The sequence below is a fragment of the Pseudomonas sp. S3_G06 genome (assembly GCF_054667565.1).
This window is the reverse complement of the sequence record NZ_CP162738.1, coordinates 1,792,447-1,815,442: the sequence shown is the minus strand read 5'-3', so window position 1 is coordinate 1,815,442 and position 22,996 is coordinate 1,792,447. Positions and strand designations below refer to the sequence as shown.

Sequence of the window (22,996 nt, the reverse complement as noted above, 5' to 3'; positions counted from 1 at the left end):
TGCGAAGCAGACCCAAACCTTGAGAACCGGTTTCTCCAGGCAAATCGCATGTGCCCGGTTTACGACTGCTATGCAGCCGAGCGGGGATGAATCCCCTCGCCACAGTCATCATCTCAGTCAAAACCCGGTGCTCCCTTCGATCGGTACCGGGGCAATGGAGCCTTCTGTAGCAATGAGATCCCCTGTGGCGAGGGGATTTATCCCCGTTGGGCTGCGAAGCAGACCCAAACCTTGAGAACCGGTTTCTACAAGCGAATCGCGTGTACCGGTTTTACGACTGCTGCGCAGCCGAGCGGGGATGAATCCCCTCGCCACAGTCATCATCTCAGTCAAAACCGGGTGCTCCCTTCAATCGATGCCGTGGCAATGGGATCCCCTGTGGCAATGAGATCTCTTGTGGCGAGGGGATTTATCCCCGTTGGGCTGCGAAGCAGACCCAAACCTTGAGAATCGATTTCTCCAGGCAAATCGCGTATACCGGTTTTACGACTGCTGCGCAGCCGAGCGGGGATAAATCCCCTCGCCACAATCATCATTCCAGTCAAAACCGGGTGCTCCCTTCAATCGAGACCGTGGCAATGGGATCCTCATTGGCAATGCGATCCCCTGTGGCGAGGGGATTTATCCCCGTTGGGCTGCGAAGCAGACCCAATCTTTGAGAACCGGTTTCTCCAGGAGAATCGCGTGTGTCCGGTTTACGACTGCTGCGCAGCCGAGCGGGGATAAATCCCCTCACCACCGTCATCATCTCAGTCAAAACCGAGTGCTCCCTTCGATCGGTACGGCTTTGATCGTGGCGCGTGGGCCTGATGTCGGCCCCGGCCCCGGCGCTGGCACGCCTTGCGCGGCGCTTGGCAATTGCGGCGCCTGCATGTCGGGCATCGCCCAGCTGCGTTCCGGTTGCAAGCCGCCCTGGGCGCGGCGCATGAAGTCGTAGCGGTTGAGGGTGATGCTGCGCCCCGCTTCGCTGTCGCGGATGATGTACGGGCGCAGGAACACCATCAGGTTGGTCTTGGTGATCGCCCGGCGCTCGTTGCGAAACAGCGCGCCGATGCCCGGCAGGCTGCCCAGCCACGGCACCGCATCATTGCTCTGGCTGTAGCCATCCTGAAGCAGCCCGCCGAGAACCATGATCTGCCCATCGTCGAGCAGAATGCTGGTGTCAATCGCGCGCTTGTTGGTAACGATGCCGGCGGCGGTCACGCTGTTGGACGCGCGATCATCGATGCTGCTGACTTCCTGATAGATATCCAGCTTCACCGTGCCGCCCTCGGAAATCTGCGGTCGCACGTTGAGCTTGAGGCCGACCTCTTCGCGGGTCACGGTCTGGAACGGGTTGTTGCTGGTGCCCCCGCCGCCGGTGACGTAGCTGCCGCTGACAAACGGGATGGTCTGGCCGACAAAAATGCTCGCCGCTTCGTTGTCCAGCGTCAGCAGGTTTGGTGTCGACAGCACGTTGGTGCCGCCCTTGCTCTTCAGCGCCCGGGCCAGCACTTTCAGGTCGAGAATCTTGCCGATGCCGGGGATGTCGACCGTGCCGTTGACGTAGCCAAGGTTCAAACCCTGCGGCAGCACGTCGATGCTGTTCTTCGCACCGGTGTTGAGCCCCGCGCCACCCAGATTGGCGCCGCCGATCACGCCCTTGCCGCCGAGATCACCGGTCTGCCACTGCACACCGAATTCACTGGCATCGTCCTCGCCGACCTCGACAATCAGGCTCTCGATCACCACTTGCGCACGGCGCTGGTCGAGCAAATCGATGACCTCACGCAGATTGCGATAAAGCGGCTCCGGCGCGGAAATCAGCAGCGTGTTGGTGGTGGCGTCAGCCTGAATCGTCACCCCGCCGGCGCTGAACGCAACGTTCTGTTCGCTGCTCTGCGTACCGCCACTGCTGCTGCCGCCACCACCACCCTGCGCATAACTGCCGCCGCTTGCGCCGCTGCCAGTCGTCGTTGAAGTGCCAGTGCTCGGCGTGCTGCTCTGGCCGTTCTGCCCGGCATTGCCGCCGGTGCTGCTGCCCATCGCGCTGAGTACCGACCGCGCCGCGTCGCTGCTGCCGCTGTCACTCTCGCCGGTGAGCAAACCGCGCAAGGCTTGCGCCAGTTTCGCCGCCTGAGCGTTGCGCAGATAAACCACATGCAGATTGCTCGGATTGCTCTGCGCGTTGTCGAGTTTGTAGATCAGGTTGCGCGCCAGCTCGGTGCGCTCGGGGCTGCCGGCGCGGATGATGATGGTGTTCGAGCGCGGGTCGCCGATCACCGCGATTTTCTGCGTCGGATCATTGCCCGGCGCGTCGAGCAAGTCGGCCACCATCGGCGCGATATCAGCGGCGATGCCGTTCTGGATCTGCACCACGTCGGTGTCGATCGCGCTCGGCGTGTCGATGCTGTCGATCAACTGCGCGACGCGGGTGAGGTTCTCGGCGTAATCGGTGATGACGATAGTGTTGTTGCCGGGATAGGCGTTGATCGGATTGTTCGGCGAAACGATCGGGCGCAGCACCGGGATCAGGTTCACCGCGTTCTCGTATTGCAGGCGAAACGTGCGCGTGAGCATGCCGTTGCCGGCCGGTTTGTCGGCGCTGTAGATCGGCCCGCCGAGCAGTTTGGCGTCGGCCTCGGGAACCACCTGCGCCACGCCGCCGACATCGACCACGCTGAAGCCTTGCATGCGCAACGCCGCGAGCAGCATGTCGTAGGCCTGACGGGCCGGCACCTGACCTTCCGAGACCAAGGTCAGATTGCCCTTGACCCGTGGATCGACGAGAAACTGCTGCCCGGTGGCCCGCGACAGCGCCCGCACCACCGCCTGAATATCCGCCTCGACAAAATTCAGCGTCACCGGTTGCTCGCCCAACGGATTGCGCGCAACCGTGTCGCTCGGCGCAGCACCAGCACTGCGCCCACGCTGACTGATGTTATGCAATTGCTTGGGCACCGGCCGCGCCTGAGCCTGCGCCCGTTCGCGATCGGCCACCGCATCGCCGCTGCGCTGGGTGTTGGCCAGTGGCCGCCCGAGTTCGCTGTCGACCAACAGCGGCGGCTGATTCTGCGGCGCCGTGGTGCTGTTGCACGCGCTCAATGCCATCAGCAACAACGGCAGCGCCAGACGTGCCGGTTTGCAGCGTGACTCCTTCATGAAGCTTCCTTAGCGCCCTGCGCCTGATCCATGCGAACGGTGCCTGACAATGTGCCGGCGGTGACATCGGTCGAGGTTTCGTTTGCGCGTTGCAACTGCGCTTCGACCACCTGCAGAGAAAGTTGTGACGGCTGGCTGAGCAGCCAGTCGAGCAGCGCATCGGCCGGCGCGGCGTCGACATTCAACTGCCACGCGCCACCCTCCGCCGCGTGTAATTGGTAATGCCCGGCGAGCCCCGCCGCTTGCAGACTTTGCTCCAGCGACTGGCCAACGTTCTGCCCCAGCGGCCTCACATTGACGCTGCGCAACAGCACTTCCAGCGCCTCGGTTTGCGCGCGCAACTTGGGCGTTTCGCTCTGCCAAAAAGTGATCCTGGCCAATGGCGGCTTGACCAGCGTCAGCCAGATCAGCAGACCGACAAGCACCAGCGCCATGCCGGCGACCATGCGTTTCTCACGCAACGCCAACGGCTGCCAACGCGCCTGCAACTGACTGCTGAAGCGCTGCCAACGCGCACGGTAAATCGCCAGCGTCGCCCTACTCATCGTCTGCTCCGCTGTCGTCGTCTTCGCTGGTGTTTGCGCTGGATTCATCGCTCGGCCGCAAGGTCCAGCCTGCGTCATCGGCAGTGACGCTGATGCCGGCCTGGGCCAAGGTGCTTTGCCAGTCCTTGTCATTGCCGCCACGGTTCGCATCGCTTAGCAACGCCAGTTGCAAAGCGCCGTCGCGATAGGTCAGACGCTCGACACTGCCAGCCATGAACGGCATGCCCGTGCCGGCCTGCAACACCAGTCGATTGAAATTTTGCGCCGGGTCATCGACCGCGCCTTTTTGCCGCTGCTCGAGTTGCTGACGCGCCTGTTGCAGCGGGTTGAGAATCACCGGCAATTCGGGAAAGGCCTGCTTCACCCGCTGGCTCATCTGCGCCTTGAGCTGCTGGCCCTGCCGCGCTTCGCGGGCGGCGTACAGATTCAGGCCAATCACCCAGACCGCCACCGCCAAAGCCACACACCCGACCGCACGACCCCAGCCACGTTGCTCGCCGCCGCTTTGCTGCAGACCTCCGTGCAAACCCCAAACGGGCAAGGGGCCGATCCAGCGTTGTGCTGATCCGGCTTCAAACGATGCCTCATCAACTTCGTCACCAAGCAACGGCTCAACCTGCGCACTGTTCAAACTCTCGCGCCGGAGCAAATGCCCGTCCGCCACGCAAGCGACAACCCCCGGCAGCACCGGCACGCTATACGGCGCCGGATACAAACCGCGCAGACTCAACCCCGCCTGCTTGAGCACCGCAGCCAGACGCTGCAAATGCAGCCGCGCCACCCAGGCGATTTGCACTTGCCCACTCGCATCACGAGGGCTGTGGCCGATATGCATCTGGCTGCTGTCGCCGAGCATCAACGCTTGCGCCGCACACTGCACAGCGGCCGCCGTTTTGTTCGTGGGCAGCGGCGGCAGATCAATGCTGGCGAGCAGGCTGTCGGCCGGGTGCAGAAAGCACAGCAGCGGTGGTTGCTTCGGCCGTTGCCCCAACTCGCTCAGCGTAAGCCGCTCCTCACGACTGACCTGCCCATGACGATCCAGCCAGGCGCAGCTCACTTCGCTGTGCAACTCCAGCTCCGCCAGCGGCGGCAACGCGACGCGCAACTGGCTCATGCGCCCACCCGCGACCAGATCACCTGCGGCAGCCCATCCTCGCTGCGGTGCAGCAAAGCGTCGAGGCTGACCCGCCGTTGATCACGCCGCGCCTCACCGCGCAAACGAAACCAGTCACTGGTGATGCCGACCTTGACGCTGCTCACTTCCAACTGCGGCATGCGCAAGCGGTTCACAAAATCGCCGCGATTGATAAACCAGCGCCCCGCGTCACGCTCGGCAATCAACGCCGTCGCCCGCTCCAGCGAAAGTCCCGGCACATACGCCGCCAGCACCTGCGCCGTCGCGGTGTTGCCGTTGATCCACGTCGTCGCCGGAATCACCGTCACGTACGGCGCAAGTTGGCCGATCAGCGCATCGGTCACGCCTTCGACGCTGCGCAAATCATCCAGCGTGCGCAGCATCGGCACCTTCGGCGGTGGCGGTTTGTGATCGGCATCCGGCGAAGTCGCCCGGCCACTGTCGAAACCGGCTTTGCCAGTCGCACCAATCTGCGCATTCAGCAGATGCGGATACCCGGCAATCACTCGCTGGCGGATGCGCTGGCCGACAACGGCGCTCACACCGATCAACTCGCACAACCGCTCGAACGCCTGCACCTGCGCCTCATCGATGCGCTCATTGGCGACCAGATTGCGCAGGTTGAACTTGCCCTGCTCGTCCTCCAGCCGCCCGGCAAAACCCGCCGCCAACAACGGCTGTGCCCAAGGCTGATCGCGCCGGGTCAAGGGATCACGCAGGCGCGCATCCCAGAGCAACTGCCGGCTGATCTCCAGACCACCCTGCGCCAGCCAACGCCCCTGCACCCGCTGCTGATCGGCCTCCAGCGCCCGGGTCGCCACGCTCTGCCGCGTCAACATCCCCGCCGCAATCACCGCCACCACGGCGGCGATCAACAACGCGCTGATAATCGCCATGCCCCGTTGCTTCGCCCCGTTGAGCGAACCTGTGTTCACGGCCGGCCTTACAACTGCCAGGAACCGATATCGGCATTCACGCCATCGCCGTCAGGCTGGCCATCGGCGCCGAGGGAAAAGATATCGACCTCACCATTCGCGCCCGGGTTGAGGTACTGATAAGGCCGGCCCCACGGGTCATTCGGCAAACGCTCCAGGTACGAACGCCAGTTGCTGTTCTTCGCATCCGCCGGCCGCTCGACCAACACCTTCAGCCCCTGATTCATGCTCGGATACGTGCCGTGATCGAGGCGATACAACTTCAACGCCTGCATCAACCCGCCAATATCCTGCTTCGCCGCCGTCGCCCGCGCCTGATCCGGCCGGTCGAGCACCTTGGGCACCACCATCGCCGCCAGAATCCCCAGAATCACCACCACCACCATGATCTCGATCAAGGTAAAACCCTGCTGCCCACGCGGCATGCGCGGCGACTGACTGAGCGTGTTCAAAGGTGCGATATCCATCTCGACATTCCCTGGCTTGATCCGAATTCGACGCGCAGTGTTGCAAGAAGATATGTCAGGGATGTTGAAAATCCTCGGGTGTTTCCGTCGTCAAGCCGTCAAGGACGGGGGTTAGCGTCGAGGGCTGGGTTTTGCTTTTAGGCCATGTATGCGCGCGCGAACGCGAGAGGAAGGATTCACCCTGATTGAAGTGCTGGTGGCACTGGCGATCATCGCCGTCGCCATGTCAGCCGCTGTGCGGGTGGCGGGGTTGATGACTCAGAGCAGTGGGGTTTTAAGGGATCGGTCGGTGGCGATGATTGCCGCGCAGAGCCGGATGGCTGAGCTACGGCTGGAAGGTCGATTGCCGAATGGGGTGAAGGCTGTTGAATGTGATCAAGGACGGCTTATGTTGCGTTGCGAACAGGTGATTGCCAGCGCAGAGAATGGACGGTTGCTCAAGGTTGGAATCCAAGTATTTGACCGCAACCAGGATGCGCCGCCGTTGGCCAGGTTGGAAACCTTACTGACCCGCCCACCGTAGGAGCTGCCGAAGGCTGCGATCTTTTGATCTTCCCTCCCGCAACAAACACAAATCCCCCAGTGGGAGCGAGCCTGCTCGCGAAGGCGCCAGCCCAAACAACAAATCAACCCGCTGGCGCCCCGCACATCACATCACCCCCGCCACCTCCAAATTATCCATAACCCGATTCACCGCCAGCTCCCCCAACATGATCAGTTGAGCAACCCCCAACAACGCCCGCCGCTGCGGCGCCGGCAGCAAACTGGAAATGTCCTGAGCAATCGTCTTCGCCGAAGCAAGCGTTTCACTGGCATCAGCCAGCAGTTCTTCATTCTTGGTATCCGCCGTCACCGCATACATCCCACGCGCCTTACGCGGCGGCGGCAGGAGATTGTTTGGTGATAGGTAATGATCGAGCGCACGGTCAGCGGCTTCGTGGAGTTTGTTGGAATCGAGTGATTCGTAGGGAGACGTGGGGTCGGTTTCGGGCGGGTTGGGTGTTGGTTTGATCATGGTGAAGCTCCATTTTTATACCTGGTGGAACCACCAAAACCTGTCGCTAAACAAGTAAGGGTGGCAGCTGTGCGCGGGTTAGCGAACCGAGAGGTATAAGACCCGGCAGACCCGAAGGTCTCCCACGCACAGCCACCATAGCGTCATCGCAAACGCGACAAACTGGAGCGTCGTTGAACTTATACCTGGTCGAGTCGCTAAACCCGGTCGCTGGGTTGCCAGCGACCCATAGACGATATAGACCAGGTACAAAGCCCACAAGCCGGCGGATTCTGGCGTAGCTGTAGGCAAAGGCGCAAGGATATGTAGCCTAGGAGCGTGACTGGAGATTTCTTTTTAAACATCGATGTTTATCGGTACTCACGGCGAGCATTATCCAGTACTCACGGCGATACGGTGGCGTAAAAAAGGAACCGTTCCCTATCCAGAATGCAACCTTTTCTCTCGGCCTTTGTTGGAAAAGTCTGCTAAACCATATCTGCCGGTGGCCTGCATTAACTCACAGCCCCCCTCCGAAGAAATAAAGTTCAAGATGGAACCCGGCGGTTGACATAAGAGAACGTCTGCGGGGGTCGTTAGAGGCAACAGCTTTTTTCGCTGCTTAAAATTAGACTCCGATGAAAATCCACACCTTGCAACCGCACCTCATTGATGGCAATTTGACTCCAGGTTCGGGTCGCTACGGCATCAAGCGTCTCTGTAAGGAAATCACTCAGGGCCGAATACGTTTTTAATAATCGCCGATTTATAAAAGGAGTTACCTATGGCAGGCGGGGAAGTATCAGCTATCGCTGAAATGGCAAATCTTGTTGCCAATGACTTGGTGAAATGGTTCAGATGGACCAAATTTCCTTTAGCAGACCAAAACTTCAAATGCCTTAAAGTAGAAAAGCACGCGGCTCCAAGACGCAAGAAGAATAGCGGAGATAAACCTAGTATAGAGACAGACCATGATGCGCCCCTATCACCTGCTGAAAATGAAATATCAAATTCTCACAATCATCCTGTCGATGTCGTTCTAAGCTATGTAGACCCATATACTGCGAAACGGGTAATGCTTAACACCGATTTAAAAAGCTATAAGACTGCTTCCATTTCTAAAACCATGGTGCGCAACGCGTTGAAATCTCTAGGCAATACTATTGAATGTGCACGCTCCAGCCCTGAATGGAAAGCCAAATATAACTTTACTGAAGATGCAGATATTCGTGGATTATTATTTGTTTACAACCACGACGGAGACTATGACAAAAACTTCTACGATATTTTTCGAAGCTCACCCGAAAAAGGTATAGAAAAAGCTCAAGGCAAAATTGACATCAGCAACCTGCCAATAAGCAAAGGTCAACTCCTTCATATAATCGAGCCAAAAACAATAAATTACATGCTGACAATAATCAATGATTCCGCCAGCCTCCATGCAGACGGAACGTTTCCTGAAACTGAGTATTTTTTTTACTATCCAGAACTGACACTCCACAAGACCAAACTCCCCAAAGAAGATCGCCCTGCGACTATCGAACTCCTATCGGCGCCCTATCTTATAATTGAACATGGATCTATAAAAAAATACAACGAAAAGACGCGCGCTTTGGAAGATAGGTATCGTGAGGGCTTCGTCGTTTACTACAATAGATCTGGCGCAACAATTAAAGAATTCATATACCTTTTAGACACGCTGTCAAGCTTTCAAATGCTCGACCGAGATTGCTCACTACGGTTGCGAGTAGCGCATGATATGCCGGATGATTCGCTGAGAAGCAACTTCGACGCTGCCAAGGCAACATATGCTCAAGACTGGGGATTTGATCATTACAAAATCCAGAAACTAGACCGCATAGAAATCAAAATCATCGAAGTCGCTCAGAAAAAATATTCAGCCACAGATGTGGGCTGGAGGACATAGAATGAAAACCGGACATCTGTATAGCGTTAGCGATAAAGCGATATTTGATGCTATCAATAATTCGAAAATTACAAATAATGAGATATTTGATCTTTTTTTCTCACGCGGCATCCTAATTTCCAAGGACACTAACCGCCGCGAACTTGCGGAATATTTCTCGCGACTTACGCATGGCTATCATGATTTCCAAATGCTGTATGAAACACTGGGAGCCGGTAGTAGGCGTGAAAAATCAACGTCTTGTGAAATCTCTCGAGAGATCACGAAGGACGAGCTTATAAATGCAACTCTAGAACTGTGCAAAAAAATAAACTCCGAAGGAAATCGCGCAAATAGCAACTTATTGCCCAACGGCGACATCGAAATCACGATCAAGTACACAAAACTTCATCTAGAAAAAAGCGAACTGCGGCAGACTGTAAACAGAGAAGCGGTTCTGATTATTGAACCTCACAAAGAAGGTTTCACTTTACGGACTCCTTTGAATGAAGATGCCAGTGGATGGAAAGAGGACTTGCTTCAAAAAATCCAAGCAGAATCTTCGACTGAAGTTTCTTTTACAGATATCTCCTTGGAGCACATTCGCACACCAGAACTTAGGAGCGAGTTCTTCACTACATTAATAGAGCAGATTGGTGAAAACATACTTTATGACGTGACTGACGTTTACGTGTACCATCCCAAAGCTACCGAGAAAGATATAGACCCTGACTTCTCAGGGAACGAGGAAGATGAGGTCGATTTCGGAGTTCATATTACCAAAGCCTCTCTCAAAGGTGAGGGAGTACTCCAGTCGGAAGAACTGCACAGCCTTTATGAAAAGGGCTTCTACATTTGGAAAATTGTGTGGAGATGCAAGAGTTCTATAGTGGGCAGCGACATGATCGAATGTGAAGCTCAATTTGCTAATCCAGCAGCGTGTATAGATTTCTCCTATATAGCAAAAGGATCTTATCGATATAAGTCCCAAGGGACTTACTCAACCGGGAGGACGTTGCTGAGCTATTCTGATGAAAAGTCTTTTCTGCAGAAGCTAGAGGCGAGAGCCCGAACGGTTGTAGAGCAAGTCTCTGCGAAAGCAAAAGGAGCCGATAATGCGTAAGATCAAGTTTTTGCGTATCAACCTTCCAGATGGATTAGAGCGTTCTTATCAAAGAATGATTAGTTCACCATTCGAGAGAGATGGACAGAATGGATTCGAAGGCGTGTCGTACTCAGAAAATCACATCGAAGTCAAGTTTATCGAACAAACTGTAACAAGAGAACAAGTTACGGACCCGTTTGGCGACACTCGGGAAATTATTTCAACTCGATACATAACTATTGACCTCGCCATCTATAGCGCGAATGAAACCAACATCCTTATCCTGCGAAATCCTCCTCGCAGCGTAAACACATTAATAAAGAAGATGTCTGCCATTATTGGAAACGGTTTTTACGCCGCACTAATAACTATCAACATCGAAGATCTTGGATACTATTTAAATGACAAATACAAAGACTTGGGATTGAGTGCAACCAAAGTACTAGCAACCAATTTAATCCTAGATAGCCATAGCACCGCCAACATAGAACTGCTAAGTAACTCAAATGCCCTATCGGAACTAAAAATCCATTTTTCCTCGCCCGATGTACGGATAGAGCGCGCACGATTCTCGTTGACTGATCACGGTAGAAAATCACAGTTAGAGGTCAGGGCCACTGGCACTGTGGGCATAACTGGGAGTAAATCAAAATTTCTTGAAGAGATCGTAGTAGACTTCATACGCAGTCATTACCACTAATAACCGAAGCGCATCAAATTGCGCCCCTCGACAGATGGGTCAAGCTACAAACTGCTTTGCGCCCAAGCCACTAACAATTATATCCCACGACGTCTTAACCGGAGCAAACCAACGAATGACTCGCCCACCAGTTCCGCGAAAAATTTACGAGGCTGAAGATCTAATCTCATATTTGAAAATAATCTATAGCTTTTCAAACAGCCCTTCAGCTTTGAGCTGCTATCGTGGACAAGATGACAAATCCTGGGTTGTAAAACCTTCGGTCATGCGCAAGCTGAGAGCAGACGCAGAAAACAATATTCTTAGCGAACTTCTGGTAGAGGCACCGAGCGAGTTTGGTGCTGATAAAAACATGTTCGATAAGCTTGTGCGAGCACAACACTATAGCCTTCCGACTCGCCTTCTTGATGTAACGCTCAATCCGCTCGTCGGCCTTTACTTTGCCTGTAGCGACGAAAAATTAAACCTCACTGACGGAGTAGTCCATGTTTTCAATTTTCAAAAAAAACGAGCAAAATTTGCTGACAGTGACACCATTAGCATCATTTGCAATCTAGCAAGATTATCCGACGAGGAACGGAAGAAAATATCAGACAAGTACCACCAGACCGGATTAACCATCGCCAACTGGACTAAAACAAAAAAGAATTCTTTCAGAGAACTTCCTGAAGTAATGCGTCTTATGCAGTTCGTTAGAGTTGAGAAGCCATATTTCCTCGACATCATTGAACCATCAGATCTATTTAGGTATTACTTCGTTTACCCATTAAAAAATAATAAACGAGTCATAGCTCAGTCAGGCGCTTTCATCGCTGGCGGATTGCTACAGTATCTTTCAATTCAAAGCTCCTCAGGATTAACACACAACAAAATAATCATTCCAGCAGAAAGCAAATCCATAATCATGAAACAACTTGACACCTTAAATATCAATTCGCGCTCGCTGTTCCCTGAAATAGAATTTGCATCTACTTACATAAAGCGTAAGTGGTCTGACAAAAAGTAAACGACAAGCAAAGTCCCAATCAACCCAAAACCTATTGAACTGGCTGGGATGCTTGAAGGGCCATCAAATTAATAGAGTTCCCCAGTACCTTCAAACTCGTATCAGGGCCTCACCAACCTCGGCAAATCCACCCCCTCCCCCAACCTCTCAACCCCCAACCTCACCCGCTCCCCACCCCGCTCAATCACCACCCCATCCCCCTCAACCCCCACCAACTTCACCCCAACCCCAACCTTCTCCCCCACCAAAAAACTCCTCGGCGCGCCATCATTCAAACTCAAAATCGCCACCGTTCCACTCCCTCCCGCGATCACCCCACTCACCTTGATATCCACCGGCGCGGTCTCATTGGAAAACCACTGCAACGCCGGGCTGTCACTCCTCGCCGCGAGCACTTGCGGGGCGGCTGCTGGTGTGTGCGATTCCGCCGAGGTCAGCAGCAGCGACGACCATGTCGCGACGCCCACCAGGGCGGCGAGCAGGGCCAGGGCCTGGACGGTTTGCGCCGGGGTAATCCGTGGGGTGAATTTCATGGGTTGTCGCTCCTTGTTGTCCCTGTTGCCAGCCTACGCGGCAATTCTCTCCGTTTTATTTCACATGCCTTACATGTTCGCCGGGCACGATGGGGTGGGACGCCAAGGAGCGCGTGGGTGATGAGCAGGCAGCAGGGTTTTACGTTGATCGAGTTGATGGTGGTGCTGGTGATCATCGGGATTGCCAGTGCGGCGATCAGTTTGAGTATCAGGCCCGATCCGCTGCAGTTGTTGCGCAAGGATGCCGAGCGGGTTGCGCGGTTGTTGCAGGTGGCGCAGGCGGAGGCTCGTGCCGATGGGCGGCCGATTGTGTGGGTGGCGGATGCCAAGGGGTTTCGCTTTGGTCGACGTGGGGATGATGGCGTGGGGTTTGAGTCGTTCAAGGAGGATGCGCAGTTGCGCCCGCGTGTGTGGCAGAGCCCGAAGGTCGAGGTGCGTGTGGAGCCCCGGCAGACGGTGGTGGTGAATGCCGAGTGGATCAATCCGCCGTTGCGGCTGATTTTGTCGGATGGGGCCAATCGGCTGAGTGTGCTGCGCGATGGCAGTGGGCGGATCAGTATTCAATGAAGACTCAGCAAGGGTTCACTCTGATTGAGGTGATGGTCGCGATTCTGCTGATGGCGGTGGTGAGTCTGATTGCCTGGCGCGGGCTGGACAGTGTGACGCGGGCGGACAGTCATTTGCAGGCGAGCAGTGAGCAGAGCGATGGGTTGTTGCGGGTGTTGAATCAGTTGCAGCGGGATGTGGACATGCGCGCGGGGGTGGAGTTGAGCGAGCCGCGCAAGGTCGGGGCTGAGGATGAGGCGCCGACCGCGCCGCCGGCGGTGACGGTGCGCAGTAGTGATAGCAAGGGGTTTCGGCTAGACATTATTCGTAGCGCGGCGGATCAGCCGGGGGCGTTGCAGCGGGTTCGGTGGTGGGTCAAGGGGGATACGTTGTATCGGGCGGTGGCTGAGGCGCGCAGTCGCTATCCGTTGCCGGCGCCTGGGAATGGGGTGGCGGTGTTGAATGAGGTGAGTGATGTGCAGGTGCGGGTTTGGGAGGTGGATAAGGGGTGGCGGCAGTTGAGTGGCAATCGGCGGGAGGATCCGTTGGGGTTGGAGATTCGTTTGAGTCGGCAGACGGCGCAGGGGGTTGAGCGGTATCGGCAGGTGATTGGGTTGTTGCAATAATTTGGCAGTCACCAAGCAAATGTGGGAGCGAGCCTGCTCGCGAACGCGGTGGGTCAGTCAATGTTGTTGCCACTGGTAGACCGCTTTCGCGAGCAAGCTCGCTCCCACAATTGGGTTGGGGGCAGTCAGTTGCAGGTTGGTTGGCTGTTAGGCCGTCATCGCTGGCAAGCCAGCTCCCACAGAGATCGAGTGCGACCGGAAGATATTGGTCAGCTGGGCAACCGCTTTCGCGAGCAGGCTCGCTCCCACAATTGGGTTGGGGGCGGTCAGTTGCAGGTTGGGTGGCTGTTAGGCCGTCATCGCTGGCAAGCCAGCTCCCACAGGGATCGAGTGCGACCGGAAAATATTGGTCAGCTGGGCAACCGCTTTCGCGAGCAGGCTCGCTCCCACAATTGGGTTGGGGGCGGTCAGTTGCAGGTTGGGTGGCTGTTAGGCCGTTATCGCTGGCAAGCCAGCTCCCACAGGGATCGAGTGAGACCGGAAGATATTGGTCAGATGGGCAACCGCATTCGCGAGCAGGCTCGCTCCCACAATTGAATTAGGGGCAGTCAGCTTTAGCTTGGTTGGCTGTTAGGCCGTCATCGCTGGCAAGCCAGCTCCCACAGGGATCGAGTGCGACCGGAAGATATTGGTCAGCTGGTAGACCGCTTTCGCGAGCAGGCTCGCTCCCACAGGGGAGCTGTGTGTGGCAGGCAGTTAGCTGAGCACTACGACGCCGCCGGGCAGTTCGGTGCATTTGATGCCGTAGGCGTCGCGGATCAGCAGGGCGACGCCGGCGAGTTGGTCGAGGTTGAAGCGGGCCTGGACGCGGCGTTGGCCGAGTTCGCGGTTGAGCAGCAGGAGCATGCCGGGGCGGTAGCGGTTGATTTCGTCGATCATCTGGCTGAGGGTCGCGCCGTTGAACACCAGCACTTGTTGGCGCCAGTTCATCACGGCGGCGGTGTCGACGGTTTGTACGTTGCCGATTTGCCGTGCGTCGTAGGTGACTTGCTGGCCCGCTTCGAGGCGCAGGTTGCGGCCGTCGATGGCGACGTCGACCGCGCCGTCGAGGCAGGTCACGCAGACTTGCTGGTCGGTGTTGCGCAGGTTGAAGCGGGCCTGGCTGGCGCGCAACCACCCTGCTCCGGCCTGCATCGCCAGCGGCAGGCGTGCGGTTTGCACTTCGACTTCGCCGCTGACCAGTTCGAAGCCGTGCACGCCGTTTTCGACGCTGCGCTGGTTGATGCGGGTCTGGGTGTTGAGTTCGAGGCTGACGCCTTGCGCCGGTTCGACCCGGCGCTGCTGGCCGACTTCGGTGATGTAGTCGGCGCCCAGCCCTTCGAACCCGCCGGGAATGGTGCCGCGCACCAGCAGGAATGCGGCGGATGCGGCAATCGCGCCGCCGAGAAATGCCCGTCGACCGAAGCTGCTGCGGCCCTGCACGGCTTCGGCGGCCGGTTGCAGGTGATGCCACAGGCGCTTGGTTTCTTCGAACGCCCGCGCGTGTTCGCCGCTCTGCGCGCACCATTCGCGCAGGGCGCGGGCGTCGGCGACGGTGGCGCGGCCCGAGGTCAGCAGGATCAGCCAATCTTGGGCTTCGCTGTGCAGAGACTCGGTGGCCGAGGGCTCGGCGGGTTTCAGTCGAAAGATGTTCAAACGCGCAAATTCTCAACGGATTAATCGGGTCACTATTCGCTAGACGGTTTTCCGGCCCCGCGACCGAACCGCTGAAACACTTTTCTTTCCAGTTTCGCTGCGCAGAAGCCCAGCGCGGCTTTGATTTCCTTCTCGACCATGCGCGTGGAAATGCCGAAACGCTGGGAGATTTCCAGGTGCGGCGCCTCTTCCAGCCGCGCGGCGATGAAGATTCGCCGACGCCGTGCGGGCAGTTCGTACAAGGCGCTGAGCAGGGCCTGCATCTCCTTTTGCCCACCGACCACCCGCGCCGGGTCGAGGGCTTCGTCGCCCAGTTGCAGCAGTTCCTCGACTTCGGTGCCGGTGAGCAGGCGCGCATCGGCCTGACGACGGTCGGCGGCAATGTTGAGGGCCATGCGATACAGATAGGCGTTGGGCTTGAGCAGGTTTGGCGGGGTCTCCATGCGATCGACCCGCAGCCAGGTTTCGTGCAGCACGTCATTGGCCAGGTCCTCGGAACCGAGGCGGCGGCGCAGGCGCACGCGAAAATCCTCGTAGGAGCTGAGGAACAGCTGGCCCATCACGCTTTGTCCGGCGTCTTTCATCCCCCGGAAACTCCTTCCCATCTCGTGCATTCCATGCGTTTCCCTGACGACTCCGGTAACAACAGCAACGTGACCGGCTGGCGCAAGGCGCTGGGCGTCGGCCGATCGATTGTGAGGTTGCGAAAACTTTCCACCAGCGCGCTATCGCGCCGTACATCGCCGGTCGAAGTGACCAACCGGTTGTGCTGCACCACGCCGTCGCGCCCGACCCACACCTGCAACACCGCGCGATAACTGCCCGGCCGGGTCAGCGGCGAAAGGCACAGCTTGCGCTCGATCGCCGCTTGCACCGCCGTCGCATAACTGCGGTTGACCGCGACAGCGGCCGGCGTGGGTTTGTCCGTCGGCACTGGCAGGTCTTCCACCTGCGCCGCTTGCAGAGTGAACGCGTCGGCGCGGGCGTAGCGCGCCATCAACCCGGTGCCGCCGAGCAGATGGCGCAAGGCGTCGGCGGCGGTGAATTCGCCATCCACGGCGAGGGAGCGACGGCCCCGGCTCAACTGACTGTCGACCAACACCGCGACGCCCGTGGCGCGGCTGTATTGATCCAGCGCCCGGGCGAGTTCCTGCGCCGGGATGTGCAAGGTCATGCGCATGTCCGCCGCTGCCGGATCAGCATTGGTCGCGCAGGTCAGCAGACCGAGCAGCCACCCCAGGCCCGCGCGGCGCACAAGCGGCGCCGAGCGCTGAAGACTGATCCGCGAACTGCCTCGCTGCACGACTGGCGCACCCCTGAAAATCGCTATCCTGCGGGGCATTTATGACTCTGGTATGACGGGCGGTGCAAAAAAACCATCACGGGTTTTGCGCCGCGCTTGCACTAGACTCAAACCCATAGCGGCCCATTCGGGCGGGCCAGGAGGCGGACATGAAAACGCGGTGGATGTGGGTCTTGCTGATGACGGTGGGCGCGGCGCAGGCGGAGGAGCCGCTGGGTTGTGTCGAGGTCACGGTCGGCGGTTACAAGGCGCCGAATTACGATTGCCTGAGCCAGCAGATGGGCAACAACCCTGACGGCGCGGCGGCGGCGCAGAAGAACATGGAAGCGTTGAATGTGCCGGTGCACAAGCGCGCGCCGAATCAGGTAGGGCTGGCGACCCCGGCGGCGACCAGTACGCGGATGGGCAATACATTTGGCACATCAGTGAAACCGCAGCGGCCGGCGAATTGAATCGCGCTGTGGGTGCTGAGGGGATTTAGCGCCTGTGGTGAGGGGATTTATCCCCGTTCGGCTGCGCAGCAGACGCCAAAACGGTTAAATCAGTTTATCTGACAGATCAGAGTCAGGCGGCTTTGGGGCTGCTGCGCAACCCAACGGGGATAAATCCCCTCGCCACAGGAATGGGTGCTTTTCAGTCACTCGGGGTCTGGCGGAAGCTGACGGCCAGGCGGTTCCAGCTGTTGATGGTGCTGACCGCAACCGTCAGGTCCACCAGTTCGCCTTCATCAAATTGCTCGCGCGCCCCTTGGTAGACGTCATCCGGCACGTGGCTTTCGGCCAACAGCGTCACCGCCTCGGCCCAGGCCAGCGCCGCCCGTTCGCGGGGATTGAAGAAGTTGCTGTCGCGCCACACCGCGACCGCATACAGGCGCCGATCACTTTCCCCGGCCCGCCGCGCGTCCACCGAGTGCATGTCGGTGCAGAAAGCGCAGCCGTTGAGTTGCGAGGCGCGGATCCGGATCAATTGCAGCAGCGACGCTTCGATACTCAGGTTGGCGGTCAGCGCCTCCATGGCAAGCATCGCTTTCATCGCCTTGGGCGACGCGTTGTAGTAATCCAGACGCAGGGACATGGCGCGGCTCTCGGCAGGCGGAATGATGAGTTCACGGTAAACGCAGACAGCAAAGCATTACAGCCCCAATTGCATGGAAAACCGCTACACCACTGCCCCCTGCCTTTACGCGCTGATCGTTCCCACGCGCAGCAAAGGAATGCAGCCATGGACGCTCCGCGTCCACTGTGACGCAGAGCGTCACGGAAGGCGTTACCACGCGGAGCGTGGGAACGATCAGGTAACTGACCCGCCGCTTTCGCGAGCAGGCTCGCTCCCACAGGGACTTGCGCCAATTCGCGGTTTTTACTCCACGCAACTACTGCCAAAAGCCCAACAACGCTAATCTGACCGACACCTCACTCAACACCCGGGAGCCTCGTCGGTATGGAACTTCATGTCGTGATCAACGGCCGCAAGGATCTCGCCGGTCAGTTGTATCAGCAGCTGCGCGGGGCGATTGAATCCGGGCGACTGGCGGCGGGTACGCAGTTGCCGCCGAGCCGCTTGCTGGCCGAGCAATTGGGCATCTCGCGCAAGACCATTTCCGACACTTATGCGCAGCTGACCTACGAAAATTTCCTCACCGGGGTGATCGGCAAAGGCACCTATGTCAACGCCCGCCCGGCGCAGGTGCAGCGCAAGCAGAGCCACACCGAGCTGGCCAGTGCCGAGGTGATCGAGAGCTGGCGCAATCTGCCGGTGTTCCTCCGTCATCCGACGCTGGAGGGTTCGCTGCGCTACGACTTCATCGGCGGCGCCACCAGCAAAGGCCAGTTCCCCCACGACGACTGGCGCCGCTGCGTCGCCCACGCGATGCGGCAGATGGCGCAGTCGAAAGGCTTCTACAGCGTCGCCGAAGGCTTGCCGGCGCTGCGCAATGCGATCGCCCGGCACATCGCCTTTTCCCGTGGCATCAATTGTCAGGACGAGGACATCGTCGTATGCAACGGCGCGCAGCAGGCGCTGGACCTGATTGCCCGGGTACTGACCCGCCCGGGCGATCTGGTGGCGATGGAAGATCCGGGCTATCCACCCGCGCGCTTGCTGTTCGGCACTCACGGCGCCGAAGTGGTCGGGGTGCCGGTGGATGCCGAGGGTATTCAGGTCGAGCACATTCCCGATGGCACGCGGCTGATTTATGTGACGCCGTCGCATCAGTTTCCGCTGGGCATGGCGATGAGTCAGGCGCGCCGCGAGGCCCTGCTCGCCCGTGCCCATGAGCTCGGCGCGATCATCATCGAAGACGATTACGACAGCGAATTCCGCTACGAGGGCCGGCCCACCGACTCGCTGTACAACCTCGATCAGCGCGGCATCGTCGCCTACGTCGGCACCTTCTCGAAAACCCTGTTGCCGGAGTTACGCCTGGGCTACGCGATCCTGCCGCCGTCGATCATCGAGGCGGTCATTCGCGCCAAGCAGTTGACCGATCTGCACGCCTCGACCCTGCCGCAATGGGCGCTGGCCAAGTTCATCGCCGAGGGTTGCCTGCTCAAGCACATCCGCCGCTGCCACACGATCTACGCGCAACGTCGCGAGCGGATTCTCGAGCGGATGGCCACCGACCTTGCGCCATGGCTGCAAGCCGTGCCGGCCAGTGCCGGGTTTCACATGGCGGTGTTCTGCAAGGTGCCGATCGATTTGCCGTTGGTCATCGAGTTGGCAAAAAAGGTCGAGGTCGGCCTGTATGCGATCAGTGGTTTCTACTACCAGCAGCCGGCGCAAGAAGGCCTGTATTTCGGCTTCGGCGCCATCGAAACCCTGGACATCGACATCGCCCTCGATCGCCTGCGCGACATCCTCGAACAGCTGTCATGAGCCGTTGGTATAAGGCTTTTACCGCCGATTGGTTATTGGTGATTCATGACGGCAGGCCTATTCTGCACAGGCGTTATCCCTCAATGAGCAGGATTCGTCCGGCCTGATTCAGGAGTGTGAGCAATGTCCAACGAAGTGATCAACACGGTTGAGGTCAAGGCGGTTGCGGGCCGCTCGGAAGAGCTTGGCAAGCAATTGCAGAAGATCGTCGATACCCTGCGCGAAACCCCGGGCTGCGATTCCTACCTGGTCGACCGCTGCCCCGAGGACAGCCACCGCTGGACGGTCAGCGCGCGCTGGCAGTCGGAAGCGGCGATGCAGGCGCATTTCAACCGGCCCGAGGCGCAGGGGTTTATCGACCTGATTGATAGCCGCCTGGCCAATAGCGTGGATTTCAACAGCTTTCCTATCGTCTAAAAGCAAGATCAAAAGATCGCAGCCTTCGGCAGCTCCTACTCTGGAATGCGTTCCCCTGTAGGAGCTGCCGAAGGCTGCGATCTTTGCTTTTGAACCAGAATTGGTCACCTGATCTTTGCGAATATTGGCCGTTTGAACCGGCCACATTGCGGCCTACTGTGAGCACACCCCAACCATCACAGGTAACCCGCCATGAAAGCCCTGCACCTCGTCGCCGCCGCCCTCGCCTTCAGCCTGTCTGCTTCGGCAATGGCTCACGATCCGTCCGAAAAAATCACCGTCCTGCAGGACCAACTGCTGAAAAACGTCCCCGGCAAGAAAGCCATGATGATCGAAGTCGACTACCAGCCCGGGCAGTCCTCGATCGCCCATAAGCACGAAGGCACGGCGATGGCTTACGTGCTCGACGGCGAGGTGATTTCACAGGTCAAGGGCGAACAGGCGATCACTTACAAGAAGGGTCAATTCTGGTACGAGCCGGCCGGTTCCGAGCATCTGGTGTCGAAAAACGCCAGTTCGACCAAGCCGGCCAAGTTGCTGGTGTTCATGGTCCTGGCCCCGGATGAGCAGGTGCTGATCCCGCTGGAAAACTGATGGCTGAACGGCCAGCCATAAACGAAAGGCGCGAATCGAGCATTTGCGCCTTTTTTATTGCCTTGGGGCATTACCTGCAAACGCTTAAAGCCAATAAAACTAACCGCGCAAAGGTTATTCAGGCAACGGTTAGGCCGGCAGGTTTAACCTGAATATCCGCCGATATCTTCGGCCCGTTCACACTCCTCGACAGATCTTGTTTCACGGGAGAAACACCATGAAACCTGCGCTTCCCGCCCTGCTGGCGATCTCCGTTTTGATGCTCTCTGCCTGCTCTGTTCCCACTGCTCCGCAAGCGGTGTCATCCCTCGACACGCTGCTACCGCACCCGACCGGTCGCAGCAGTGCTACTCAGGTCAACAGCGGTCCCGGCGTATCGCTGGGGGTGATTTATAGCCCCGGCACCCAGGCCAATCGCCAATACTTGCGCGAGTATCAGGCCAAGGCCGGCACCGGTTTTGGTCAGAGCCTGCTGGTGCAGCCGATCCACGACGCCTACGTCGCCAGTTCCAGCCCGGATCGCGCGGTGCAGTGGGTCAACGCTTCGCTGCAACGCCAGTTCGGCTCGGTGACGGTGTACCCGGACATGCAAAGCCTGCGTGCCGCCAGGCCGGATGTGGTGGCGATCGTCGATACCCACAGCCAGCTGATCACCTCGCGCAGCTCGGATATCCGCGCGGATGTCAGTGCCGATTTCTACGATGCGCAATTGAACTACATCGGCACAGCGAAGGGTTCGCAGGCGCGGGAACTGACGCCGGTGTGGGCGGACTTCAAGCGCTCGGAAGAGATCGTCGCGGATATCAATCAGCAGGAGGAATTGCAATTGGCGGCGTTGCGCGAGTTTGACCGTTCGCTGAGTAATCTGGTTGTGCGGCCGGAGGACAAGGTGTCGATGCTTGAGGGTAAACCAGCTCAAAAGTTATATTGAATGTAAGTGCCTCTTCGCGAGCAGGCTCGCTCCCACATTTGGAATGCGAATCCCTGTGGGAGCGAGCCTGCGCGCGAAGGCGCCAGACCAGACACCACAAAAATCCTCAGACATTAAACCCCCGCCAAGACTGGCCATCCTTCTTCCAAATCCACAATCATCCCGCGCTGTCCACTGTCAGGTCTGACAGTGGACAGCGCGACCGAAAGCTTCCCAAATACCAGCACTGCGTTGATTTGCCGGTCTCTATCGACTGATCGCTTTACGCAAAACCAGCGTATTCGAGGAGCTGACCATGACTGAAGTCAAAGACACCGCCGTGCATAACCTGGACCCCACTTTCGGCCCCGACAAAAATGGCCTCACCTGGTTTAGATATCCCGATCAGGAAAACGGCTTCGCCAACGCAGTTACCGTCGCGGCGGACGGCAAGCTGCTGATCGCCGCCAGTGCGGGCAACAAGTTCGCCATTGTGCGGTTGAAGCCTGATGGCACACAGGACACTTCGTTTGCCCGGGATGGCGTGGCCAGCGGGGTTTTCGCGCAGGGCTATAAATCCACGGGTGGCAGCATCAGCATCCTCAAGAACAACAATCTGTTGCTTCAGGGTGCCTTTGTCCTACACGAATACGCACGACCACAGCGCTGCTTGGCAATGTTTCGCAATGACGGAACGCCCGAGAGCGGATTTGGCGACAACGGCGTGGTCATCGTTAGCCAGATTCCGTTGCCCGCCCTCGCGTCGTCCGAAGTAGCGCCGGAGCAAAAACGCACTACGGCATCCGCTTACAGTGGCCATGCCATTGAACTGGCCGACGGAAAACTGATGGTCCTGAGCAATCATCAATATTCCCCCAATGACCAATACGGTCTTTTGATCAGGCTGCATAGCGACGGGGCTCTGGACACTTCCTTTGGCCAAGGACAGGGTTACATCACGATTCGATACCTGGACAATTCCACGTGGGCTGGCTCACTGATCCGGCTGCAGGACGGCAAATTCGCCATCGCAGGTTACGTTTCGAGTAAAGACCGCTACCGCGCAATGATCGCCCTCTTCGACGCCGCAGGTAAGCCTGTCAGCAGCTTTGGCGATAACGGTTTTGCCCTGTTCGAGCGCCTGGACAAGCTCAGTCAGATCAACCAACTGGTCGAAATGCCTGATGGCAACATCCTCGGCATCGGTAGCGCCACCTCGGAGGATCTTGTTCACAGGGGCGTGCTGGTTTGTGTCGACAGAAATGGCAAATACGCCAGCGACTTCAATGAAGGGAGGCCAGTCCTGACGTCTTATTCCGATGCGCCTTCCGGCATCCAATGGACTGCTGGCACGCTGCGAGAAGGCGTACACATCGTGTTGCTTTCCAGCACCCACGGCGAAGAAGACTCCGAAATCGTCATTGCCCAGTTCAAATCGGACGGCGCTCCGGATCGCGGTTTTGCCGACGACGGTGTGCTGGTGATCAATCTGACCGACGTGCTCGACATGGCGGGAGGCCTTGCTATTCAGAACAATCAGATTGTCGTAACCGGAACATCCCTGCCCCGTGCCGACGGCGTTGGTAGCTTCGCCTTCCGCTGCGCCGATACGCTCTGAATGACA

The 22,996-nt window shown here is 58.1% G+C and carries 24 protein-coding genes; 13 read left to right on the top strand and 11 right to left on the bottom strand.

What is annotated here, in order from left to right; genetic code table 11:
- Nucleotides 1-753: 753 nt before the first annotated feature.
- From gspD to gspG, 5 genes are read right to left on the bottom strand one after another with little or no spacing between them, the layout of a single operon-like run.
- The gene (gene gspD, locus AB4N47_RS08380; protein WP_341637319.1) at nt 754-3,141 is read right to left on the bottom strand and encodes a type II secretion system secretin GspD; all 2,388 of its coding nucleotides are present in this window, start codon (nt 3,139-3,141) and stop codon (nt 754-756) included.
- A complete protein-coding gene (gene gspM / locus AB4N47_RS08375; protein WP_341637318.1) occupies nt 3,138-3,686 on the bottom strand; it encodes a type II secretion system protein GspM in 549 nt (182 codons plus the stop codon). The genes gspD and gspM overlap by 4 nt, the downstream gene beginning before the upstream one ends.
- Nucleotides 3,679-4,800 (bottom strand): type II secretion system protein GspL, encoded by a 1,122-nt coding sequence (gspL, locus tag AB4N47_RS08370; protein ID WP_341637317.1) that lies wholly within the window; start codon nt 4,798-4,800, stop codon nt 3,679-3,681. The genes gspM and gspL overlap by 8 nt, the downstream gene beginning before the upstream one ends.
- Nucleotides 4,797-5,717 carry a type II secretion system minor pseudopilin GspK gene (gene gspK, locus AB4N47_RS08365; protein WP_341637316.1) on the bottom strand — a complete coding sequence of 307 codons (921 nt, stop codon included), beginning with the start codon at nt 5,715-5,717 and terminating at the stop codon, nt 4,797-4,799. Before gspK ends, gspL begins: the two co-directional genes overlap by 4 nt.
- Before the next feature lie 47 nt (nt 5,718-5,764).
- Nucleotides 5,765-6,223 carry a type II secretion system major pseudopilin GspG gene (gene gspG, locus AB4N47_RS08360; RefSeq protein ID WP_076562599.1) on the bottom strand — a complete coding sequence of 153 codons (459 nt, stop codon included), beginning with the start codon at nt 6,221-6,223 and terminating at the stop codon, nt 5,765-5,767.
- A 148-nt stretch (nt 6,224-6,371) separates the two neighbouring features.
- On the opposite strand from gspG, the gene gspI reads away from it, so the two are divergent.
- Entirely contained in the window at nt 6,372-6,746 is a 375-nt protein-coding gene (gene gspI, locus AB4N47_RS08355) for a type II secretion system minor pseudopilin GspI (RefSeq protein ID WP_341637315.1), read from the top strand.
- Between the two features lie 126 nt (nt 6,747-6,872).
- Here gspI and AB4N47_RS08350 read toward each other — a convergent pair whose 3' ends face one another.
- Nucleotides 6,873-7,238, bottom strand: a complete 366-nt coding sequence (locus tag AB4N47_RS08350; protein ID WP_341637314.1) for a DUF6124 family protein — start codon at nt 7,236-7,238, stop codon at nt 6,873-6,875.
- A gap of 763 nt (nt 7,239-8,001) precedes the next feature.
- Here AB4N47_RS08350 and AB4N47_RS08345 point away from each other — a divergent pair.
- From AB4N47_RS08345 to AB4N47_RS08330, 4 genes are all read left to right on the top strand, one after another.
- Nucleotides 8,002-9,144, top strand: a complete 1,143-nt coding sequence (locus tag AB4N47_RS08345; protein WP_341637313.1) for a hypothetical protein — start codon at nt 8,002-8,004, stop codon at nt 9,142-9,144.
- 1 nt (nt 9,145) lies between these two features.
- Entirely contained in the window at nt 9,146-10,246 is a 1,101-nt protein-coding gene (locus tag AB4N47_RS08340) for a hypothetical protein (RefSeq protein WP_341637312.1), read from the top strand.
- Nucleotides 10,239-10,928, top strand: coding sequence for a hypothetical protein (locus AB4N47_RS08335; RefSeq protein WP_341637311.1), 690 nt, complete (start codon nt 10,239-10,241; stop codon nt 10,926-10,928). The genes AB4N47_RS08340 and AB4N47_RS08335 overlap by 8 nt, the downstream gene beginning before the upstream one ends.
- A gap of 115 nt (nt 10,929-11,043) precedes the next feature.
- Nucleotides 11,044-11,934 carry an FRG domain-containing protein gene (locus AB4N47_RS08330; RefSeq protein ID WP_341637310.1) on the top strand — a complete coding sequence of 297 codons (891 nt, stop codon included), beginning with the start codon at nt 11,044-11,046 and terminating at the stop codon, nt 11,932-11,934.
- A gap of 101 nt (nt 11,935-12,035) precedes the next feature.
- Here AB4N47_RS08330 and AB4N47_RS08325 read toward each other — a convergent pair whose 3' ends face one another.
- Nucleotides 12,036-12,467, bottom strand: a complete 432-nt coding sequence (locus tag AB4N47_RS08325; RefSeq protein WP_341637309.1) for a type II secretion system protein N — start codon at nt 12,465-12,467, stop codon at nt 12,036-12,038.
- 120 nt (nt 12,468-12,587) lie between these two features.
- On the opposite strand from AB4N47_RS08325, the gene AB4N47_RS08320 reads away from it, so the two are divergent.
- Both AB4N47_RS08320 and AB4N47_RS08315 read left to right on the top strand, forming a co-directional pair.
- Nucleotides 12,588-13,034 carry a GspH/FimT family pseudopilin gene (locus tag AB4N47_RS08320; protein WP_341637308.1) on the top strand — a complete coding sequence of 149 codons (447 nt, stop codon included), beginning with the start codon at nt 12,588-12,590 and terminating at the stop codon, nt 13,032-13,034.
- The gene (locus AB4N47_RS08315; RefSeq protein WP_341637307.1) at nt 13,031-13,639 is read left to right on the top strand and encodes a prepilin-type N-terminal cleavage/methylation domain-containing protein; all 609 of its coding nucleotides are present in this window, start codon (nt 13,031-13,033) and stop codon (nt 13,637-13,639) included. Before AB4N47_RS08320 ends, AB4N47_RS08315 begins: the two co-directional genes overlap by 4 nt.
- 696 nt (nt 13,640-14,335) lie before the next feature.
- Here AB4N47_RS08315 and AB4N47_RS08310 read toward each other — a convergent pair.
- From AB4N47_RS08310 to AB4N47_RS08300, 3 genes are read right to left on the bottom strand one after another with little or no spacing between them, the layout of a single operon-like run.
- On the bottom strand, nt 14,336-15,274 hold the full coding sequence (locus tag AB4N47_RS08310; RefSeq protein ID WP_341637306.1) for a FecR family protein: 939 nt from the start codon (nt 15,272-15,274) through the stop codon (nt 14,336-14,338).
- A 32-nt stretch (nt 15,275-15,306) separates the two neighbouring features.
- Nucleotides 15,307-15,858 carry an RNA polymerase sigma factor gene (locus AB4N47_RS08305; RefSeq protein ID WP_122698125.1) on the bottom strand — a complete coding sequence of 184 codons (552 nt, stop codon included), beginning with the start codon at nt 15,856-15,858 and terminating at the stop codon, nt 15,307-15,309.
- Nucleotides 15,855-16,577 carry an STN domain-containing protein gene (locus tag AB4N47_RS08300; RefSeq protein WP_341637540.1) on the bottom strand — a complete coding sequence of 241 codons (723 nt, stop codon included), beginning with the start codon at nt 16,575-16,577 and terminating at the stop codon, nt 15,855-15,857. The genes AB4N47_RS08305 and AB4N47_RS08300 overlap by 4 nt, the downstream gene beginning before the upstream one ends.
- A 149-nt stretch (nt 16,578-16,726) precedes the next feature.
- On the opposite strand from AB4N47_RS08300, the gene AB4N47_RS08295 reads away from it, so the two are divergent.
- On the top strand, nt 16,727-17,029 hold the full coding sequence (locus AB4N47_RS08295; RefSeq protein WP_041480100.1) for a hypothetical protein: 303 nt from the start codon (nt 16,727-16,729) through the stop codon (nt 17,027-17,029).
- A 181-nt stretch (nt 17,030-17,210) separates the two neighbouring features.
- On the opposite strand, the gene AB4N47_RS08290 is transcribed toward AB4N47_RS08295, so the two are convergent.
- On the bottom strand, nt 17,211-17,651 hold the full coding sequence (locus AB4N47_RS08290; RefSeq protein WP_341637305.1) for a carboxymuconolactone decarboxylase family protein: 441 nt from the start codon (nt 17,649-17,651) through the stop codon (nt 17,211-17,213).
- A gap of 366 nt (nt 17,652-18,017) precedes the next feature.
- Here AB4N47_RS08290 and pdxR point away from each other — a divergent pair, with 366 nt between their 5' ends.
- From pdxR to AB4N47_RS08265, 5 genes are all read left to right on the top strand, one after another.
- Nucleotides 18,018-19,451 (top strand): MocR-like pyridoxine biosynthesis transcription factor PdxR, encoded by a 1,434-nt coding sequence (pdxR, locus tag AB4N47_RS08285; protein WP_341637304.1) that lies wholly within the window; start codon nt 18,018-18,020, stop codon nt 19,449-19,451.
- Between the two features lie 123 nt (nt 19,452-19,574).
- Nucleotides 19,575-19,868 carry a putative quinol monooxygenase gene (locus AB4N47_RS08280; RefSeq protein WP_016774982.1) on the top strand — a complete coding sequence of 98 codons (294 nt, stop codon included), beginning with the start codon at nt 19,575-19,577 and terminating at the stop codon, nt 19,866-19,868.
- Nucleotides 19,869-20,060: 192 nt separating this feature from the next.
- Complete coding sequence (locus AB4N47_RS08275; protein WP_341637303.1) at nt 20,061-20,462, top strand: cupin domain-containing protein; 402 nt, start codon at nt 20,061-20,063, stop codon at nt 20,460-20,462.
- A 217-nt stretch (nt 20,463-20,679) separates the two neighbouring features.
- The gene (locus AB4N47_RS08270; RefSeq protein WP_341637302.1) at nt 20,680-21,393 is read left to right on the top strand and encodes an ATPase; all 714 of its coding nucleotides are present in this window, start codon (nt 20,680-20,682) and stop codon (nt 21,391-21,393) included.
- Between the two features lie 295 nt (nt 21,394-21,688).
- Nucleotides 21,689-22,990, top strand: coding sequence for an NHL repeat-containing protein (locus AB4N47_RS08265; protein ID WP_341637301.1), 1,302 nt, complete (start codon nt 21,689-21,691; stop codon nt 22,988-22,990).
- The last annotated feature ends 6 nt before the right edge of the window (nt 22,991-22,996 follow it).

Coding starts and splice junctions, on each gene's coding strand:
- AB4N47_RS08270 (WP_341637302.1), top strand. CDS start 20,680: ATGAAACCTGCGCTTCCCGCCCTGCTGGCGATCTCCGTTTTGATGCTC.
- gspD (WP_341637319.1), bottom strand. CDS start 3,141: ATGAAGGAGTCACGCTGCAAACCGGCACGTCTGGCGCTGCCGTTGTTG.
- gspK (WP_341637316.1), bottom strand. CDS start 5,717: ATGGCGATTATCAGCGCGTTGTTGATCGCCGCCGTGGTGGCGGTGATT.
- AB4N47_RS08280 (WP_016774982.1), top strand. CDS start 19,575: ATGTCCAACGAAGTGATCAACACGGTTGAGGTCAAGGCGGTTGCGGGC.
- AB4N47_RS08265 (WP_341637301.1), top strand. CDS start 21,689: ATGACTGAAGTCAAAGACACCGCCGTGCATAACCTGGACCCCACTTTC.
- AB4N47_RS08305 (WP_122698125.1), bottom strand. CDS start 15,858: ATGAAAGACGCCGGACAAAGCGTGATGGGCCAGCTGTTCCTCAGCTCC.
- pdxR (WP_341637304.1), top strand. CDS start 18,018: ATGGAACTTCATGTCGTGATCAACGGCCGCAAGGATCTCGCCGGTCAG.
- gspM (WP_341637318.1), bottom strand. CDS start 3,686: ATGAGTAGGGCGACGCTGGCGATTTACCGTGCGCGTTGGCAGCGCTTC.
- gspL (WP_341637317.1), bottom strand. CDS start 4,800: ATGAGCCAGTTGCGCGTCGCGTTGCCGCCGCTGGCGGAGCTGGAGTTG.
- gspI (WP_341637315.1), top strand. CDS start 6,372: ATGCGCGCGCGAACGCGAGAGGAAGGATTCACCCTGATTGAAGTGCTG.
- AB4N47_RS08330 (WP_341637310.1), top strand. CDS start 11,044: ATGACTCGCCCACCAGTTCCGCGAAAAATTTACGAGGCTGAAGATCTA.
- AB4N47_RS08275 (WP_341637303.1), top strand. CDS start 20,061: ATGAAAGCCCTGCACCTCGTCGCCGCCGCCCTCGCCTTCAGCCTGTCT.
- AB4N47_RS08345 (WP_341637313.1), top strand. CDS start 8,002: ATGGCAGGCGGGGAAGTATCAGCTATCGCTGAAATGGCAAATCTTGTT.
- AB4N47_RS08340 (WP_341637312.1), top strand. CDS start 9,146: ATGAAAACCGGACATCTGTATAGCGTTAGCGATAAAGCGATATTTGAT.
- AB4N47_RS08335 (WP_341637311.1), top strand. CDS start 10,239: ATGCGTAAGATCAAGTTTTTGCGTATCAACCTTCCAGATGGATTAGAG.
- AB4N47_RS08350 (WP_341637314.1), bottom strand. CDS start 7,238: ATGATCAAACCAACACCCAACCCGCCCGAAACCGACCCCACGTCTCCC.
- gspG (WP_076562599.1), bottom strand. CDS start 6,223: ATGGATATCGCACCTTTGAACACGCTCAGTCAGTCGCCGCGCATGCCG.
- AB4N47_RS08295 (WP_041480100.1), top strand. CDS start 16,727: ATGAAAACGCGGTGGATGTGGGTCTTGCTGATGACGGTGGGCGCGGCG.
- AB4N47_RS08315 (WP_341637307.1), top strand. CDS start 13,031: ATGAAGACTCAGCAAGGGTTCACTCTGATTGAGGTGATGGTCGCGATT.
- AB4N47_RS08325 (WP_341637309.1), bottom strand. CDS start 12,467: ATGAAATTCACCCCACGGATTACCCCGGCGCAAACCGTCCAGGCCCTG.
- AB4N47_RS08320 (WP_341637308.1), top strand. CDS start 12,588: ATGAGCAGGCAGCAGGGTTTTACGTTGATCGAGTTGATGGTGGTGCTG.
- AB4N47_RS08290 (WP_341637305.1), bottom strand. CDS start 17,651: ATGTCCCTGCGTCTGGATTACTACAACGCGTCGCCCAAGGCGATGAAA.